Here is a 17,454-nt window from a genome sequence, read left to right on the forward strand (position 1 = left end):
AACCGGTCGGGCACTGACCGTTGACGAGGCGTCACGTCACCAACAAGCATGGCCTGACCCGCCGATGGGAGCGCTCCCATCCGCCGCGGGCGTCACCCGCACCCCCCCGAGGAGCCCAGACGTGGCAAGACGCAGAACCGCCCTGCTGACCCTCACGGCCCTGCTGGGAACGGCCCTGGCCGGGCTGCCGGCCGGCCCGGCCGCCGCCGACGAGGTCGAGCAGATCAGGAACGGCACCTTCGACTCCACCACCGACCCCTGGTGGACCACCCCCAACGTCACCGCCGGCCTGTCCGACGGCCGGCTGTGCGCGGACGTGCCGGGCGGCACCGCGAACCGCTGGGACGCCGCGGTCGGACAGAACGACATCACCCTGGTCAAGGGGGAGACGTACCGCTTCAGCTTCACCGCGGACGGATCGCCGGAGGGGCACGCCGTCCGCGCACTCGTCGGCCTGGCGGCGGCGCCGTACGACACCTGGTTCGAGGTGAGCCCGCAGCTGAGCGTCTCCGGCGACACCTACTCCTACACGTTCACCTCGCCCGTCGACACCACCCAGGGCCAGGTCGCCTTCCAGGCCGGCGGCAGCGCGGACGGCTGGCGCCTGTGCATGGACGACGTCTCGCTGCTCGGCGGCGTCCCGCCCGAGGTCTACCAGCCGGACACCGGACCGCGCGTCCGCGTCAACCAGGTCGCCTACCTGCCAGCCGGGCCGAAGAACGCGACCCTGGTCACCGACGCCACGTCGAAGCTGCCCTGGCAGCTCAAGGACGGTTCCGGCGCCACCGTTGCACACGGCTGGACCGTGCCGCGCGGCGTCGACGCCTCCTCCGGACAGAACGTCCACTCGATCGACTTCGGCGCCTGGCGCAAGGCCGGCCAGGGCTACACGCTGGTCGCCGACGGGCAGACCAGCCGCCCGTTCGACATCGGCACCGGCGCCTACGAGCAACTGCGCCTGGACTCGGTGAAGTACTACTACACGCAGCGCAGCGGCATCGCGATCCGCGACGACCTGCGGCCGGGCTACGGCCGGGCCGCGGGCCACGTCGGCGTGGCACCCAACCAGGGCGACACCGACGTGCCGTGCCAGCCGGGCGTGTGCGACTACCGCCTCGACGTCTCCGGCGGCTGGTACGACGCCGGCGACCACGGCAAGTACGTCGTCAACGGCGGCATCGCCACCTGGGAGCTGCTGAGCACCTACGAACGCGAACTGCTCGCCCGCACCGGCGAGCCGGAGCGGCTGCGCGACGGCACCCTCGCCGTCCCGGAGAGCGGCAACAAGGTGCCGGACATCCTCGACGAGGCCCGCTGGGAGCTGGAGTTCCTGCTGAAGATGCAGGTGCCCGACGGGCAGCCGCTGGCCGGCATGGCCCACCACAAGATCCATGACGAGCAGTGGACGGGCCTGCCGCTGCTGCCGAGCGAGGACCCGCAGAAGCGGGAGCTGCACCCGCCGTCCACGCAGGCGACCCTGAACCTGGCGGCCACGGCGGCGCAGGCGGCCCGCCTGTACCGGCCCTACGACAAGGCGTTCGCGGCGCGGGCCCTCACGGCCGCCCGCACAGCGTGGGCGGCGGCCCTCGCCCACCCGGACCTGTACGCCTCCGACAGCGACGGCACCGGCGGCGGCACCTACGCCGACTCCGACGCCACCGACGAGTTCTACTGGGCGGCCGCCGAGCTGTACCTCACCACGGGGGAGAAGCAGTTCGCCGACCACGTGCTGAACTCCCCGGTGCACATGGCCGACATCTTCGGCAGCCTCGGCTTCGACTGGGCCAGGACCGCCGCGGCGGGCCGCCTGGACCTGGCCACCGTGCCCAGCGCCCTGCCCGGCCGGGACAAGGTCCGCCGCTCCGTCGTCCAGGGCGCCGACCGCTACCTGGCCACACTGAAGGCACAGCCGTACGGCATGCCGTACGCGCCGGACGGCAACCGCTACGACTGGGGCTCCAGCCACCAGGTGCTCAACAACGCGGTCGTCCTCGCCACCGCCTACGACATCACCGGAGCCGCCAAGTACCGCGACGGCGCCGTGCAGAGCATGGACTACATCCTCGGCCGCAACGCGCTGAACATCTCCTACGTCACCGGCTACGGCGAGGTCAGCTCCCACAACCAGCACAGCCGCTGGTACGCCCACGAGCTCGACCCCGGCCTGCCGAACCCGCCGAAGGGGACGCTCGCCGGAGGCGCGAACTCGGGCATCCAGGACCCGTACGCGCAGAGCAAGCTCACCGGCTGCGTCGGCCAGTTCTGCTACATCGACGACATCCAGTCCTGGTCGACGAACGAGACCGCGATCAACTGGAACGCCGCCCTCGCCCGCATGGCGTCCTTCGTGGCCGACCAGGGCTGAGGCCGCCCGGGGTGCGGACGACCGGGCGTCGCCCGCCGCCCGCACCCCGGCCGGTACCGTCCGGTGCCCGCTGTGAGCAGCGAATATTTACGATTCAGTACCCCAGCGGTACCGTGAAGGCATGCCAGCTCTGAATGTGGAGTTCAGTGATCGTGAACTCGAGGACCTGCGGCAGATCGCCAAGGAACGCGGCACGTCCATGAAGGCCCTCGTACGGGAGGCCGCCGCGGCCGACATAGCCCGGCACCGCGCGCTGCAGGAGGGCGCGGAGGCGTTCCGCAGGTTCTTCGCCTCCCACGCCGACGAGTTCGCCGCCGCCTTCCCGGACGACGAACCACCCGCCGGCGGCGAGGGACGGGCCGCCTGACCGATGGCATCCGTCATCCACATCGACGTCCCCTGGCTGCTGCAGCGCCACGAAGAGGTCCTGCCGGACCAGCCCACGATCAACGACTTCTCCGCCCTCGTGGCCGCCGTGGCCCGCCACCGGGTCGACCCGCCCCGCCTCGGTGTGGACTCCGACCCGGCCTGGCGGGCCGCCGCGCTGCTGCACACCCTCGCGCTGCTCCGGCCGCTGCCCTCGGCGAACGCCCGCTTCGCCAGCGCGACCGCCGTGGCGTACATGTTCGTCAGCGGCGTCGGCATCGACCCGCCCTACGGCGCGCTCGTCGACCTCACCCGCGACCTGATCGACGGCAAGACCGACGTCTACGGCGCGGCGGACCGGCTGCGCTCCTGGCAGATCTGAGCCCTCCCGGCCGCGCGCCGCGCGCGCCGGGCCCCCCGGGGCCGCCGGCCGAGGGCGGGAGGAACAAGGCCGGCGGCCCGATGAGCGCAGGAGAGCCGCCGTCCTGCGCAGGGCCTCCGAGAAGGGCCGGTGTCAGTCCACTACGCGGTGGTGCGCTCCGGGAGCGTGCGCGGTGCTCCGGCGCGTGCGCGTGATTCACACGGGGCGCACAGAATCCGGAAAGGCGGTGCCGGTGAGGGGAGTTGCCGCCGTATCCGAGCACGTTTCGATGATGTGGATGTTGCCCAAGTGCCTTGTTGGCCGTGAGTGACTGTGCGAGGGTGAAACTTCCGTGCGGGGGGCATGACCGGGTGGTCGCCTTCGCCTTATGGGTGACCGGGCCGGCTTGACCTACCGGAATTCACGCCTCTCGCGCCCGCCGCCGGAAGGTATGCACCGAACAGGGGGCCAATTCCGGCGGCGACCACTGTCATTCGTCCCATGCGCGTGGGAAGGAATCCGCTCAGTGCCCACCCCCCCCACCCCCCTCGTCCCCCTTACCCGCCGCCCGGCGCGCTTCCCGGCGCGTCCGACGAGCACCTCGCCGCCCGGCTCCGGGACCGGGTCGACGGCGAAACGGCCCGCAGTGTCGCGCTGCTCATGGCGCGGCACTGGAGTCCGGCCCGCGAGTACGCCGCCGTATGCCTCGCCTCCGCCTCCTCCGGCCTCGCGTCCATGGTGACGGCGGCCGCCTTCCACCAGGTCCTCGACCGGCTGGCGCTGGGCGAGTCCGCCGTCGCGCTGCGTCCCCGGCTGCTGCTTGCGGTGCGGGAGACCGCCTGCACCTGGGCCGCCGAGGACGAGGTGTCCGACGTGCTGCCGGAGTTGCGGAAACCCTCCGGCGGACGCGGCATGCGTACCGCGAAGTCCATGACGCCCGAAAACCGCAAGCTGGCCGAACGGGCGTTCCACGCCCTTCCCGGACTTTCCCGCTGCCTGCTCTGGCACACCGAGGTCGAGGCGGAGCCGATATCCGTACCGGCCGGTCTGTCGGGCATGGATACCGCCGACGCGTCGGCCGCACTCGAACACGCGCGTGAAAAATTCCGTGAGGGATGTGTGCAGGCACATCGGGAACTCGCGCCGACCAAGGATTGCCGCTTCTACAACCGCCTCCTCGACGTTCCCATACGCCGGGGCGGCGCACTGCTGCCGGATGTCCGGCAGCATCTCGCGGAGTGCCGCTACTGCCGTTTCGCCGCCGAACAACTGAGTCATTTCGAGGGCGGCGGGCTGGGGGCGCTCCTCGCGGAGGCGGTGCTCGGCTGGGGCGCCCGCGGCTATCTCGAGTCGCGCCCGGGACACACGGGCCAGGCGCCGCCCGAGCGGGTGGCGGGACGGCACGGCGGCGGACGCCACCGGGGCGTGCCCCGCCTTCCCCTGCCCGGCCGGCGCCCGCCCGGAGCGCCGCGCCTGGCCAGGCCGCTGCTGACCGGCGTGGGCGTCGCCTCGGCCGGTCTGCTGGTGGCCATGTTCACGGCGGGCCTGTGGTCGTCCGACCGGACGGCCGACCCGGCCGCCTCCACCGGCGCGCCCGGCGGCACGACCCCGGGCGTGGGCGGGCAGTCGGCGCCCGGTACCGCCCGACTGCCGGCCACGGCAGGCAGGTTCACGCTGCGCAACGCCGCCGCCGGCCTGTGCCTCGCCGTCGAGGGCGAGCCGCGGACCGGCGCCGGGACCGAGCTGGCGGCGTGCTCCTCCAAGCTCGCCCAGCAGTGGTCGTACGAGGACGACGGGTCGCTGCGCAGCGCCGCCGCCCCCGGTCTGTGCCTCGACTCGCGGCTGGACGCCGGCGTGGTCGTCCTCGGAAGGTGCGCCGGCCGGCGGGGCGAACGCGCCGACGACGTGCGCTACGACCTCACCGTGCGGGGCGAGTTGCTGCCCCGCTGGGACGAACGGCTCGCGCTGGCCCCGGTCACCGGGGAGCCGGGCGCCGACATCGTCGTGAAGGCGCGCGACCGCTCCACGGCGCAGCGCTGGCTGACCGACCCGAGGGCGTCGGCCGGTCCGGGGTCGCTGTCGATCACCGGGACCAACGGCCCGTCGGCCCGGCCCGCCGGCCTGCCGGGGCGCACGGCTCAGACGTCGTCTCATGTGGAGTGCCGGGCGATCCGCACCGTGTGGTGATGGTCGAGGGCACGGTGCCGGACGAGTTGTGGGAGCTGTTCCAGCGGGTGGTTCCACCTGCTCCGGCACGGCCGCGGGGCGGCGGGCGGCGCCGGCACGGGGATCGCGAGGTCGTGGCCGCGAGCCGTCTCGTGGCCACGACGGCTTTCTTCCCGCTGCTTTTCTTCGCCGCCTACCGCCTGCCGGGCGGAGTCGCTGCCGTGCTCAACGCGGGTGCCCCCTGTTCGCTGCGGTGTTCGCCCTGGTGCTGCCGGCGGAGCGCGTCTCGCCCCGGACCCTGCTGGCCGGTTTCGCCGGCGTCCTCGGTGTGGCGCTGGTGGTGCTGCGCGGCGACGCCCAGCCGGACCTGCTGGGCGTGCTGGCCGGTGCTGCCGGTACCGCTTCCATGTCGGCCGGCAACGTGATGACGAAGAGGTGGGGCCGGCCGCCGGGCGCCCCTCCCGCTCTGGACGGCAGGGCGATCACCGGGTACCTCTGTCTCGCGCTGGTGAACACGGCCCTGGCCTACTGGCTCTGGCTGCGCGGCATCGGACGGTTGCCGGCGACCTCCGTCTCGTTCCTGGGCTGCTGAGCCCGCTGTCCGCGACACTCATCGGCTGGGTCGCACCGGGACAGGCACTGACGCCGCGTCAGATCGCCGGAATGGTCGTGGCGTTTGGCAGAACGATCGTCGGACAGATGGTGGCCGGGCACCGCTCTCCCGCACCGCCGGAACCCGCCGCCGCTCGCGGCGGCACCGGTGTCACCACCGATCTCGTGAACGGCCCTCTGATTGGTCGAACCCGGCCGGGCGGTGTTCACCCGGCTCCCGGCGGAGGAGCAGTACAACACCCATCGGCACGATTCACGGTGGCGTCTACGCCGCGCTGCTCGACTCGGCGGCCGGCCGCGCGGTGCACTCGACCCTGCCGGCAGGGGGCGGGTACACCTCCATGGACCTCACCGTGAAGTTCCTGCGCGCCATGACGGTGGAGACCGGAAAGGTCCGAGCCGTCGGCACCGTCGTGCACGGCGGCCGGCGCTCCGCCATGGCCCAGGCGGCGCTCTACGCCTCCTCCGATCGGCCGCTCGTGCGCGCGACCGGCGGCTGCCTCATCGTTCCGGCCACGAACCGCCCGTCCAGCAGGTCCTGATCCGGTTCCCCGCGCCTCCGCTCCGCTCGTGACGGATCCCCCTCTGTCCGCGTCCTTTCGCACCGGGCAGTGAGCGGACAGCCGGCCGAAAGGCCGCCCGTCCACCGTGGTGAGCGTCCCCGAGACGGCTGGAGAACAGTCCCACGGCGCTGCTCGTTGCCGGCTGGTCGTTCCGCCGATTGCCTCAAGGAAGTCGTATGAAGAAGATCGTGATCCTGGGTGGTGGCTTCGCCGGCGTGTGGAGCGCAGCGGCCGCCATTCGGCTGCGCGACGAGCGGAACGTGCCGCAGCACGACCTGTCGGTCACCCTGATCAGCCCTGGCCCGGATCTGGTCATCCGGCCGCGCCTGTACGAACAGGTTCTGCACGACGTCAAGGTGCCGTTGCGGAAGGTGCTGGGCCCGCTGGGCGTGGACATCGTCACCGCGGCCGCGACCGGCATCGACGTCCAGGCGTCGACGGTGACGCTCGACGGCGGTCATGAGCCCGTCCCCTATGACCGGCTCGTCCTGGCCGTCGGCAGCCGCGTCGTCCGCCCGGCGTTCCCGGGAGCCGACACGGTCCATGACGTGGACTCGATCGAGGCTGCGGAGGCGTTCCAGAAGCACCTGGACTCTCTGGCCGACACCCCCCCGACGCGCGCTCGCTTCACGGCGGTCGTCGTCGGAGCCGGTTTCACCGGTCTGGAGGTGGCCACCGAGCTGGTCGGGCGGCTGCGCGAGCCGGCCTCCGCGGTCTCCGCAGCGGACGACGTCCGCGTGGTGCTGGTCGACAAGGCCGATGTCGTCGGGCCGGAACTGGGAGACGGCCCGAGGCCGGTCATCGAGGAGGCGCTCGACCGGCTGGCGGTCGAACGCCGCACGGGTGTCACCATCGACTCGGTCGACGGTGACCACGTGAGGCTCTCGGACGGCAGCCTCCTGGAGGCCCGCACGGTCGTGTGGACTGCCGGGATGCGTGCCCATCCGCTGACCGGAGAGCTGGCCGCTCCCCTCGACCGGCTCGGCCGTCTGCACGTCGACGAGTACCTGGCGGTGCCGGACGCACCGGGCGTCTACGCGGCCGGCGACACGGCGACCCCCGAGGCGGCCCCGGGCCACCCGGTAACCCAGAGCTGCCAGCACGCGATTCCGCAGGGCAAGTACGCCGGGCACAACGCGGTGGCGAGTCTGCTCGGTGTGCCCCAGCTGGCGTTCCGTGCCGCGCCCTACGTCACGTGCCTCGACCTGGGTGCGCAGGGCGCCGTCTTCACCACGGGCTTCGAGCGGACAGTCCTGCACACCGGCGAAGCGGCCAAGGACATCAAGGTCAAGATCAACACTGAGTGGATCTATCCGCCGGTCAATGACGTGCCGACCCTGCTGGACCAGGCGGACCCGCAAAGCGCGCGGGCGTCCTGACCCAGGTCGCACCACCCCTCACCCCCCACAACAACTCACCCCTACCGAAAGGAAACCCCTGTGACCACGAACGTGAAGCTCGCCGTCATCTACTACTCCTCCACCGGTTTCAGCGCCGAGATCGCCAAGGAGATCGCCGCGGCGGCAGACAAGGCCGGGGCGGAGGTAAGGCTGCGGAAGGTGGCGGAGCTGGCGCCCGAGGCCGCCATCGCCTCCAACGAGGCGTGGGCCGCCCACGCAGCGGCGAGCGCCGACATCCCGGTTGCCCAGCCCTCCGACGTCGAGTGGGCGGACGTCGTCATCTTCGGCACCCCGACCCGATTCGGCAACGTCTCCTCCCAGCTGAAGCAGTTCATCGACACCCTGGGCGGCCTGTGGGCGGCCGGGAAGCTCGCGGACAAGGTGTACAGCGGTTTCGTCACCACCGCCACGGCTCACGGCGGCCAGGAGTCGACCCTGCTCGCGCTCTACAACTCGATCCACCACTTCGGCGGCCTCCTCGTCGTGCCCGGCTACACGGACCCGGTCAAGTTCGTCGACGGCAACCCCTACGGCACCTCCCACGTGGACGCTCAGGGAACCAACGCGATCGACGAGACGACGCGCAACTCCGCCTACCACCAGACCGAGCGTGCGATCCGGATAGCGTCGGCGCTCAAGTCCGGCCGGTAAGCCGCCCCGCGTCGACGCGGCGCCCGGGCCGGGCGCCGCCCCGGCCGGCTGGGCTCGCACGCTTCGCGCACAGCCGTCACCTGGACAGCGGACACCGTTCCCGGGTGACGGCTGAGTCCGTTGAGGCAGGCGAGGGGAAACGCGCCGTTCCGGTGAACGACGAGGTGATCTCCGTCTCACCCGGCCGGTCACGGCCACTGCTCACGGTGTCGAGTCCGCCCAGGCCGTGCATGAGCGTCGACTGCCCGGAACCCGAGGCGCCGCCACCCGGCCGGTGCCGGCAAGATGAGGCGCGGTTCCGAGCCGGACCTGCCGGACGAGCGGGCCCGCTACGCATGGGCCTTCGCCGCGCCGGGCTCGGATCCGACCCTGACCGGCATGGACGTCGTCCACCTGCGCGGCAGCCTCATCGAGAGGATCGTCGTGTGCGCCGGCGGACCGCCGTTCCCCGGCTGAAGGCCCGGGACGGGCAGAGGCCGGAGGCGCCCCCCGCCTGATGATCCGGCAGAGTGACACTGTCTGGGCAGAATGGCACCATAGGGCCTAGTTGAAGCGGCTTTCTCGCTCCGGCACGATTCGAGGAGAGAGATCAGGTGGAGATACGCCTCCTCGGCCCCTTGGCGCTGTTGGTCGACGGACAGTCCTGCGACCTGCCCGCGCCGGCCGAGTCCTCCGTCCTCGCCCGGCTCGCCGTGAGCGTCGGAAGGCTCGTCACGGCTGAGACCCTCATCGACGCACTGTGGGCCGAACGGCTGCCGGCCGACCCCGGCAACGCGCTGCAGACACGGGTGTCCAAGCTACGGCGAGCCCTGGCCGCGGTGGGCGCCCCGCCGGACCTGATCGTCACCCGGCCCCCCGGTTACCTGGCGCAGATGGACGCCGACGATGTCGACATCCACCGGTTCGCCCGTGTCGTCGCCGACGCGCGTCATCTCGCGATCCAGTCTCCCGCTGAGGCCGTCAGACGTTATGAGGAGGCTCTGGCCCTGTGGCGCGGACCCGCGCTGGCCGACTTCATCGACGAGCCCTGGGCGAAGTCCGAGGCCGCGCGGCTGGAAGAGCTGCGGCTCACCGCGCAGGAGGAACGCGTGGACCTGCTTCTGACCCTGGGGCGCCACACCGACCTGGTCGGCGAGCTGGAGTCCTCGACGGCGCGGCACCCGCTGCGGGAACGCATGCAGGGCCAACTCATGCGCGCTCTGTACGGAGCGGGCCGGCAGGCCGAGGCTCTCGAGGTGTACCGGCGCACGCGCGCGGCGCTCAACGCCGAGCTGGGCCTCGAACCGTCCGTTGACCTGAGGGCTTTGGAACAGGCTGTTCTCCGGCAGGACCCGACCTTGCACACGGCCCGGCAGTCCGGCCCCTTCGAGGCCGGCAACCTCCCCGCTCGTCTCACGTCCTTCATCGGCAGGACCGACGAACTCGAATGCGCCGGCAAGCTGCTCAGCGACCACCGCCTGGTGACGCTTACCGGACTGGGGGGAGTCGGCAAGACGACACTGGCCCGCGAGGTGGCCCACGCGTGCTCGGTGAGTCCCGATGGGGCGTGGATGGTGAAGCTGGCCGATGTCACGGACGCCGCTCACGTCGCGACGGCCGTTGCGGACGCTCTCGGTGTTCCCCACGGGCGTGACGACGCGGAGGACAATCTCATCGGAATGCTCCGGACGCGCTCGGCGCTGCTGGTGCTCGACAACTGTGAGCATCTGGTGGACGCCTGTGCCGCGTTCGTCGACAGACTCCTGGCTTCCTGCCAGGGCGTACGCATTCTGGCCACCAGCAGGGAACCGCTGGGACTGCCCGGGGAGGCGCTGTATCCCGTGCAGCCCATGCAGGTGCCGCCGCAGGGCACCGAACTGGCGCGCGCCCAGGAGTACGACTCCGTTCGCCTCTTCGTCGAGCGTGCCCGCACCATAGATCCGAGCTTCGCGCTCGCCGGGTGCGACGTGGCGGCGGTCATCAGGATCTGCCGTGCTCTGGACGGCATCCCCCTCGCACTGGAACTCGCCGCCGCGTGGACCAGAAGCCTTCCCGCAGGTGAGATAGAGGCCCGCCTCGACAACCGGTTCGGCTTCCTGGTCAGCGGTCCGCGAACGGCGGAGGCACGCCAGCGCACCCTGCGCGCTGCTGTCGACTGGAGCCATCAACTGCTCACCCCACCGGAGCAGACGCTGCTGCGAAGGCTGTCCGTCTTCCGCGGCGGCTTCGAGCTGCGCGCCGCCGAGGAGATCTGTCAGGGCGGCCTGGTGCGACGCGAGGACGTGCTCGGCCTGCTGCGCCGCCTGGTCGACCACTCGCTGGTGGTGCCGGGCAGCGGTCCGTGTCCCCGCTTCCGTCTTCTCGAGACGCTGCGTCAGTACGCCGCGGACCGCCTGCGCCGGGCGGACGAGGAGGAGCAGACGCTCGAAGCCCACACCCTCTACTACCTGTCCGCGGCCGAGCGGGCGAGCCGTGAGATCCGTGGTGCGGGCCAGCGCGCCTGGCTGACCTGGTTCTCCGAGGAGGGGGACAACCTGCGGCTCGCGACGGACCGGGCGCGCGCCACGGCGGCGGTCGACCCGGACCGGGCTCTCCGTCTGGTGGCCGGAATCGGCTGGCTCTGGTACTTCGCCAGCCGCCGGGACGGTAGCGAGGAGATCGCCTCGGTGCTGAGGGAAGCACACTCGGGCGGTGCCGGGGCGCGCGGTCTGGCGCTTCAGACGCAGGCCCTGGTCGGTCGGCCCACCGCGTGCGTGGTGCATCCCGACCCCGTGTGCGGGCGGGTGGCCGAGGAGTCCCTCGCCCTGCTCTCCCGAGTGGGTGCCGACCACGACGCCGCCTACTCCCGGCTTTTCGTGGCCGTGGAGGGCATCCGCGGTGCCGGCACCGAGCGGAGTCTGGCCCTGGTCGCGCAGGCTGCGGCCGCGCTCGAGGAACACGACGACGTGTGGGGCACCGCGCTGGCGGCGTTCGTCGAGATGGAACTGCGCTTCGTCGGCCACGCCTTCGACACCGCTGTCGAGTGCGGTGAGCGTGCGCTGAGCGGCTTCCGCCGTGCCGGCGACCACTGGGGCAGCTCCGCCGTCCAGTACCACCTCGGTATGGCACTGCACAGCGCCGGGCGGCTCCACCCCGCGCTGGCCGCCTATCAGGGTGCCTGCGCCGACGGCAGGAAGATCGGGCTGGCGAACACCATCCAGTACGCGCTGGCCGGCATGGGGCACATCGAGGTGTCCCTGGGCCAGGTGCGCGCCGCGCGGTTGCACTTCGAGGAGTCCCACCAGACGGCACGGGCCCTCGGCGCGAAGGGCAACCCCTTGGCGGCACTCGGACAGGCATACCTGGCCCGAGGGGAACGCGACATCCCCACCGCCGCCCGCCACGCGCGGATGGCACTGACGTTCCTCGACGGGCAGGACAAGCCCGACTGGCTCGCCGCCGCGCTGACGTGTCTCGGCCACATCGCCGAACTGTCAGGCGATCTCGAAGCGGCAGAAGCCCATCACCGGTCGGCGCGGACCGCGGCCGCGAAGGCGCCCGGATCCGCCGCACTGGCCGCCGCGACCGAGGGGCTCGCGAGCGTCCGGGCCGCCCTCGGGGACGGAACGGCCGCAGCACGTCTCCTCGGTGAGGCAGCACGTCATCGTTCCGTCCATCACACGCCGCCCTCGCCGTCCGAGTCCGCGGACATCGAGCGGACCGTCCGCCGCGCCCAGTCCCTGGTGGGCGGCGATGCGTACCGCCGGATCTACGCCGAGGCGTCGCGGGGCGTCGCCGTCGCCGCGGTGGAGGCCGCGGCCGGCTGACACCCGGCCCGGGGCCCGTACCCCGGGAACAGCCTGCCCGGTGAATGAGCCCCGTGGCGGCCGCGCGGTGTCCGCGGCCGCCGGCGGAGATCCCGGCGATGCCCGCGCGGTGGCCAGTACCTGACCCAACTCGCCGGCCGGTCCTTGGTGAACTGCACACCGGGCCATTGAAAGCGCCACCGAGGCGGTGATCCGTTCCGCACCGTCCGGCACTCCCCGTCGCGCTGTCCACGTCAACGTGATGATGCGCGGGCCTCATGAGCCGCCGTCCACACGGACAGCCCCTCGAAAGGCATGGGACAGCGGCTGTGTGCACTCTGCCGTGCAGGTGCCAGAAGCGCGGGAACCCAGCTGGACCCCAGCACCCCTGGCCCGCGGAAGCTGCTTCGATCTCTAGGAGTGCCGGTCATGGTTCTGCCCATCGTCCTCGCGGTGCTTGCAGCATCCAGTAACGCGCTGGGGACCGTTCTACAGCGGCGGGCGGCACTGACGGTGCCACCGTCGACCTCCCTGAGGGTCGGCCTGATCATGGATCTGCTGCGCAGGCCGGCATGGCTTGTGGGCATTGCCGCTGTCACCGTATCCGCAACCCTCCAGGCAATGGCGCTCGTCACCGGGTCCCTCGCTGTGGTGCAGCCGGTCTTCGTCCTCGAGCTGCCGCTCGCCCTCCTGATCGGCGGAGCCGTCTTTCGTGTGCACCGCTCCCGCAAGGCGTGGTGGGCGGTGGCCTGCATCGCCGGGGGGCTGGCCACCCTCCTTTTCTCGCTCGCTCCTTCCGGTGGACGCGACGAGGTTCCCGGACTGTGGTGGATGCCCGCGCTCCTGGTGGTCGGCGGAACCGCCACGGCGCTGGTGATCGCCGGTGTTCGAAGGCCTCTGGGAGTGGGGCGGGCTGCCCTCCTGGCTGCGGGCGCAGCCCTGGGCAACACTCTCGCCGCTGCGCTCATGAAGTCGTCGATGGCCGTCCTGGACGACCGGGGAATCGACGCCTTCCTGCGGACGTGGCAGACCTATGGGTTCGCAGTGATCGGCGGCGCTTCCTTGTGGTTGCTGGGCGCCGCGATGCAAGCCGGTCCGATCATCGCCTCACAGCCCGCGCTGACCCTGACTGACGCGGTGAGTGGGGTCGTCCTGGGGATCACGCTCTATGGCGAGGAGCTCCGTACCGGCATCTGGACCGTGCCCGCCCTCACTGGATTCGCCCTGCTCGCCTACGGGATCACGGCACTGTCCCGTACGCAGTGCCTGGCGAACTGCCTCCAGCCGAGGGAGGAGAATCACGCCCCGGTGAGCTCAGCCGACCGGGAGCCGGCCGTCATCGCACAGAGCCGGTGAGCAACTCGCCCACTGCTCTACCGGACGGGACACCCGCCCCTTTGAGGCACGGTCGACCGCTTTCCGCCCTTCCCGGCCCGTGATTTGCGTGCCGCGGACCTCTTCTCATCCGTATCCACACCGCCAAGGGCACCGCTCCTGGCAACCGTCCCGGGAGACGACACCGTGCCCGCTTCTGCCCCCAGCGCCTCTTCTCACGACTCCGCGCCCGGCCAACCGCTCCGCACCGGCCCGATCTGGGCCGCGGAAAGCATCACCACGCTGCTGATGCTCTTGTCGATGACGGTGCTCTTCCGCCTGTTGCAGCATCCCGAGGCGTGGCTGGCTCAGCACGTGACCTCGCCTTCGACCCGGCTCATGACCGGCGCGGTGGTCTGTGGCCTGGTCGTGGCCGCGTTGATCAGCTCGCCTCTCGGCCGGATCAGCGGTGCTCACATGAATCCCGCTGTCACCGTGATGCTGTGGCTGGCGGGCAAGGTCCCCGGCGGCAGGGTGCCGGTCTACGTGTCGGCGCAGCTGGCCGGTTCCTTGCTGGGCACGGCCCTGGGGCGTGCTCTGCTGGGCAGCCCCCTTGCCGACACGCACGTGCGCTACGCCCTGCTGAGCCCGCCCGTCTCCCGGTCATCCGTCCTGATCGGTGTCGGTGAGGCGATGGCCACGGCTGTGCTCCTGGTCGTCGTACTCCACGTCGCCCGCAGGCCTGAACTGGAGGATGTCGCCTCCGCCGCCGTCGGGGCGACGCTCACTGTGCTGATTATTCTCACAGCGCCACTGACCGGAAGCAGTCTCAATCCTGCCCGCCAATTCGGTCCCTGGTTCATGGCCGGCTCACCCGGCCCGCTCTGGCCCTACCTGGTCGGGCCACTGGCGGCAGCCGTCATCGTCGGGACGGCCGCGCGGCTCCTCCCCAGCCGGTAGGCGGACGGGTGGCCGGCCGGTGGAGCGGTGACGGCGGCGACAAGGGACCGGTCCGCCAGGTGACAACTGGATCTTCGAGCCCTTCTTGCCCGGTCAACAGGATCCGGATCCGTCAGGTCCCCCCTTCAGGGCCCGCGTGCTCACCGGGTCTCGCGCGGCGCGACCGGTCCAACTCTCCGCGCGAACCCCGCTCGTCGGGAATGAGGCGGTGCGGCTTCGCCCGGACCGGGCGGCGGTCCATGCGGTGAAGCGCCGGTGCGCGGTCGGCTCCCACGGGCCGAAGACCGGCGGCAGCTGCCTCCGGGCACAGCCCGTCGTGGCCACGAGACGGCTCGCGGCCACGACCTCGCGATCCCCGTACCGGCGCCGCCCGCCGCCCCGCGGCCGTGCCGGAGCAGGTGGAACCACCCGCTGGAACAGCTCCCACAACTCGTCCGGCACCGTGCCCTCGACCATCACCACACGGTGCGGATCGCCCGGCACTCCACATGAGACGACGTCTTGGAGCCTGTCCGGCGGATCAAGTCGGAGCAATCCGGCGGCACCTTCAGGCCCGGGTGAGCGGGGTCTGGTGCGTCCAGGTGCAAGGCGGAGCAGGGAGTCGACGCGCAGTCGGGGGCCGACGACAACGCCGCAGACGGGCGTGCCGGACCGCGCGTCTCCGGCAGATCCGCCGGACCGGCCCTGCGACGCTCGCGGTCACACGGGGGCCTCGACGAGGTCGGCCGGGCCGACGGTGGCGGGGGAGGCGTGTCCGGACAGGGCGAGGGTGAGGTCGAACTCGGCGAGCAGGCAGCGCACGACGTGCTCCACGCCCGCCTGCCCGTCGAGGCCGAGCCCGTAGACGTACGGCCGTCCGAGGAGCACCGCCCGCGCGCCCAGGGCGAGCGCCTTGAACACGTCGTCGCCGGTGCGGACGCCGCTGTCGAACAGCACGGTCAGCCGGTCGCCGACCGCCTCGGCGACCCGGGGCAGCGCGTCCGCGGCCGCGACCGAACCGGCCACCTGGCGCCCGCCGTGGTTGGAGACGACCACGCCGTCCATCCCGGCGTCCGCGGCGAGCCGGGCGTCGTCGGGGTGCAGGACGCCCTTGAGCACGATCGGGCCGTCCCAGTTCGCCCGGAGGAACGCCAGGTCCGGCCACGTCTTCGCGGGGTCGGCGAACATGCCGACGAAGTGCAGGACGGCCGCGTTCGGGTCCTCGTGCACCGGCTTGGCCAGGCCTGCCCGGAAGGCCGGGTCGGAGAAGTAGTTGGCGGTGCCCACCCCGTGCAGGAACGGCAGGTACGCCTGGTCGAGGTCGCGCGGTCGCCACGCCAGCAGCGGGGTGTCCAGCGTGACGACCAGTGCCGTGTACCCGGCCGCCTTCGCCCGGTTCAGGAAGCTGCGGGCCACCTCGACGTCCTTCGGCCAGTACAGCTGGAACCAGCGCTCGGCGTCCCCCATGGCCTCGGCCACCTGCTCCATGGGCGTGCTGGACGCCGAGGACAGCACGAAGGGCACGCCCTGGGCCGCGGCGGCCCGGGCGGCGGCGGACTCGGCGTCCGGATGCATGATCGACAGCACGCCGACCGGCGCCAGGGCCAGCGGGGCGGGCAGCGCGCGGCCGAGCACCTCGACGGACAGATCGCGCTCGTGCACGTCCCGCAGCATGCGCGGCACGATCCGCCGCCGCTGGAGGGCTGCCCGGTTGGCCCGCGCCGTGCTGCCGTCGCCCGCGCTGCCCGCCACGTATCCCACGGGTCCCGGACCGAGCCGCCGCTCGGTGAGTTCCTCCAGCCGGGTCAGGTCGGTGGGCAGCCGCGGGACGGCCCCCGACATCCCGTTGAGATAGATCTCGTACTGGAAGTCCGCCCAGTGCTTGGCCATGCCGAGGTCCCGCCTCTCGTCGCTGAGAACGCGCTGCCCCCCGACGATACTGGCGAGTAGCCGCAGGCGGGAACGTGCTCCGCCCGCCGCCGCCCGCTCGGCGCCCGAGGCCGTGCCGAGTCGCGGCCGCCGGGCCGCGGCCGGCGGCGGTGATCTCCTCGCCGGCGACGGTGAAATGCCCCCGCCGTCCCCGGTGCGCGGGCGACAGCGACCCGCGTGACCAGGGCAAGCGCTTGTCGTGAGGGCTCGGCCGGAGTGTTTCAGGCCGATTGGCCAGGCGAGGGAATCAAGCCAAATGGCCGCTTCGGTCGATCAGCAAGCGCTCAGTTGTGGGTCTTCGACGATCCGTTTCCGTAACTTCTCGCCACTGATTCAATACGTAAGGTTACTGAAACCCGTGGGGTCGAGGTGAGTTTCCGCCGCGGACTCGGCAGACTCGCGCTCGCCGGTCCGGCACCACACCGACTCGGGCCGGCGTCACCCTCGTTCCAGCGGAAGGATGCACACGATGCGGAACACCGCGCGCCGGGCAGCGACCCTCGCCCTCACGGCCACCGCCGTCTGCGGGCCCCTCACCGGAGCCGCACTCGCCGCCCCGGCGGCCGCCCCCGCCTCGCTCTACGCCCCCTCGGCCCTGGTGCTCACCGTGGGCCACGGCACCGACGCCGCCCTCGCGACGCCGCAGCGGGCGGTCACCCTCAGCTGCGCTCCGACGCCCTCCGGCACCCATCCGGCCCCCGCCCGGGCCTGCGCCGAACTGCGCGGCGCGGCCGGAGACCCCGACGCCCTCGGGGTCGGCGACGACGTGCTGCCGTGCACCCGGCAGTACGACCCGGTCGTCGTCACCGTCGACGGCGTCTGGCAGGGCAGGCGCGTCTCCTACGAGCGCACCTTCGCCAACGAGTGCGTGAAGAACGCCTACGGGGCGAGCGTCTTCGCGTTCTGAGAGACCGGGGTCGCGTGCGGTCCGCGCACACCGAGGAGGCCCGTAGCTGGGGAGTGCGGGCACCTGTCGCGGGGACGCCGTGATCTCGCACCAGGGGCCGGCCGGGCGGAGTGGGGC

Annotated in this window: 14 protein-coding genes and 3 pseudogenes; 14 read left to right on the top strand and 3 right to left on the bottom strand. The window is 72.1% G+C overall.

Annotated features, from left to right (window positions below; genetic code table 11):
- Positions 1-121: 121 nt before the first annotated feature.
- From ACH4ZX_RS02685 to wrbA, 9 genes and pseudogenes are all read left to right on the top strand, one after another.
- Positions 122-2,365 (top strand): glycoside hydrolase family 9 protein, encoded by a 2,244-nt coding sequence (locus ACH4ZX_RS02685; RefSeq protein WP_398266308.1) that lies wholly within the window; start codon positions 122-124, stop codon positions 2,363-2,365.
- A gap of 121 nt (positions 2,366-2,486) precedes the next feature.
- Positions 2,487-2,732: a hypothetical protein gene (locus ACH4ZX_RS02690; RefSeq protein ID WP_324788179.1), complete on the top strand. Its 246-nt coding sequence runs from the start codon at positions 2,487-2,489 to the stop codon at positions 2,730-2,732.
- A 3-nt stretch (positions 2,733-2,735) separates the two neighbouring features.
- Positions 2,736-3,113 carry a toxin Doc gene (locus tag ACH4ZX_RS02695; protein ID WP_324788180.1) on the top strand — a complete coding sequence of 126 codons (378 nt, stop codon included), beginning with the start codon at positions 2,736-2,738 and terminating at the stop codon, positions 3,111-3,113.
- A 480-nt stretch (positions 3,114-3,593) separates the two neighbouring features.
- A complete protein-coding gene (locus tag ACH4ZX_RS02700) occupies positions 3,594-5,279 on the top strand; it encodes an RICIN domain-containing protein (protein ID WP_398266313.1) in 1,686 nt (561 codons plus the stop codon).
- A pseudogene (locus ACH4ZX_RS02705) lies at positions 5,279-5,422 on the top strand (IS5/IS1182 family transposase); the annotation flags it as partial. The gene ACH4ZX_RS02700 and the pseudogene ACH4ZX_RS02705, both read left to right, overlap by 1 nt.
- Positions 5,423-5,511: 89 nt before the next feature.
- Positions 5,512-5,850 (top strand): hypothetical protein, encoded by a 339-nt coding sequence (locus ACH4ZX_RS02710; RefSeq protein WP_398266704.1) that lies wholly within the window; start codon positions 5,512-5,514, stop codon positions 5,848-5,850.
- A 295-nt stretch (positions 5,851-6,145) separates the two neighbouring features.
- Positions 6,146-6,412 carry a PaaI family thioesterase gene (locus ACH4ZX_RS02715; protein WP_398266682.1) on the top strand — a complete coding sequence of 89 codons (267 nt, stop codon included), beginning with the start codon at positions 6,146-6,148 and terminating at the stop codon, positions 6,410-6,412.
- Positions 6,413-6,609: 197 nt separating this feature from the next.
- Entirely contained in the window at positions 6,610-7,812 is a 1,203-nt protein-coding gene (locus tag ACH4ZX_RS02720; protein WP_398266316.1) for an NAD(P)/FAD-dependent oxidoreductase, read from the top strand.
- A 60-nt stretch (positions 7,813-7,872) separates the two neighbouring features.
- Positions 7,873-8,484 (top strand): NAD(P)H:quinone oxidoreductase, encoded by a 612-nt coding sequence (wrbA, locus tag ACH4ZX_RS02725; RefSeq protein WP_398266319.1) that lies wholly within the window; start codon positions 7,873-7,875, stop codon positions 8,482-8,484.
- A gap of 163 nt (positions 8,485-8,647) precedes the next feature.
- On the opposite strand, the pseudogene ACH4ZX_RS02730 reads toward wrbA, so the two are convergent.
- Positions 8,648-8,746 (bottom strand): annotated as a pseudogene (locus tag ACH4ZX_RS02730) (ABC transporter ATP-binding protein); the annotation flags it as partial.
- Positions 8,747-8,769: 23 nt separating this feature from the next.
- Here ACH4ZX_RS02730 and ACH4ZX_RS02735 point away from each other — a divergent pair.
- The 4 genes from ACH4ZX_RS02735 (at position 8,770) to ACH4ZX_RS02750 (ending at position 14,522) form a co-directional block, all read left to right on the top strand.
- Positions 8,770-8,940 carry a hypothetical protein gene (locus ACH4ZX_RS02735; RefSeq protein WP_398266707.1) on the top strand — a complete coding sequence of 57 codons (171 nt, stop codon included), beginning with the start codon at positions 8,770-8,772 and terminating at the stop codon, positions 8,938-8,940.
- Between the two features lie 137 nt (positions 8,941-9,077).
- Entirely contained in the window at positions 9,078-12,269 is a 3,192-nt protein-coding gene (locus ACH4ZX_RS02740; protein ID WP_398266322.1) for a BTAD domain-containing putative transcriptional regulator, read from the top strand.
- A 408-nt stretch (positions 12,270-12,677) separates the two neighbouring features.
- Positions 12,678-13,604, top strand: coding sequence for a DMT family transporter (locus ACH4ZX_RS02745; RefSeq protein WP_398266325.1), 927 nt, complete (start codon positions 12,678-12,680; stop codon positions 13,602-13,604).
- 165 nt (positions 13,605-13,769) lie between these two features.
- Positions 13,770-14,522 carry an MIP/aquaporin family protein gene (locus ACH4ZX_RS02750; protein WP_398266328.1) on the top strand — a complete coding sequence of 251 codons (753 nt, stop codon included), beginning with the start codon at positions 13,770-13,772 and terminating at the stop codon, positions 14,520-14,522.
- A 63-nt stretch (positions 14,523-14,585) separates the two neighbouring features.
- On the opposite strand, the pseudogene ACH4ZX_RS02755 reads toward ACH4ZX_RS02750, so the two are convergent.
- Together ACH4ZX_RS02755 and ACH4ZX_RS02760 are read right to left on the bottom strand one after the other, a co-directional pair.
- A pseudogene (locus tag ACH4ZX_RS02755) lies at positions 14,586-14,978 on the bottom strand (transposase); the annotation flags it as partial.
- A gap of 243 nt (positions 14,979-15,221) precedes the next feature.
- Positions 15,222-16,391, bottom strand: a complete 1,170-nt coding sequence (locus tag ACH4ZX_RS02760) for a lactate 2-monooxygenase (RefSeq protein WP_398266331.1) — start codon at positions 16,389-16,391, stop codon at positions 15,222-15,224.
- 508 nt (positions 16,392-16,899) lie between these two features.
- On the opposite strand from ACH4ZX_RS02760, the gene ACH4ZX_RS02765 reads away from it, so the two are divergent.
- Positions 16,900-17,337, top strand: a complete 438-nt coding sequence (locus ACH4ZX_RS02765; RefSeq protein ID WP_398266334.1) for a protease inhibitor — start codon at positions 16,900-16,902, stop codon at positions 17,335-17,337.
- Positions 17,338-17,454 lie beyond the last annotated feature (117 nt).

It is taken from the genome of Streptomyces sp. NPDC020490 (assembly GCF_044335305.1).
GTDB lineage: Bacteria > Actinomycetota > Actinomycetes > Streptomycetales > Streptomycetaceae > Streptomyces.

Bases quoted from the DNA above. Each gene is read 5' to 3' on its own strand.
- ACH4ZX_RS02690 (WP_324788179.1), top strand. From the start codon at position 2,487: ATGCCAGCTCTGAATGTGGAGTTCAGTGATCGTGAACTCGAGGACCTG.
- ACH4ZX_RS02695 (WP_324788180.1), top strand. From the start codon at position 2,736: ATGGCATCCGTCATCCACATCGACGTCCCCTGGCTGCTGCAGCGCCAC.
- ACH4ZX_RS02700 (WP_398266313.1), top strand. From the start codon at position 3,594: ATGCGCGTGGGAAGGAATCCGCTCAGTGCCCACCCCCCCCACCCCCCT.
- ACH4ZX_RS02720 (WP_398266316.1), top strand. From the start codon at position 6,610: ATGAAGAAGATCGTGATCCTGGGTGGTGGCTTCGCCGGCGTGTGGAGC.
- ACH4ZX_RS02735 (WP_398266707.1), top strand. From the start codon at position 8,770: ATGAGGCGCGGTTCCGAGCCGGACCTGCCGGACGAGCGGGCCCGCTAC.
- ACH4ZX_RS02745 (WP_398266325.1), top strand. From the start codon at position 12,678: ATGGTTCTGCCCATCGTCCTCGCGGTGCTTGCAGCATCCAGTAACGCG.
- ACH4ZX_RS02760 (WP_398266331.1), bottom strand. From the start codon at position 16,391: ATGGCCAAGCACTGGGCGGACTTCCAGTACGAGATCTATCTCAACGGG.
- ACH4ZX_RS02765 (WP_398266334.1), top strand. From the start codon at position 16,900: ATGCGGAACACCGCGCGCCGGGCAGCGACCCTCGCCCTCACGGCCACC.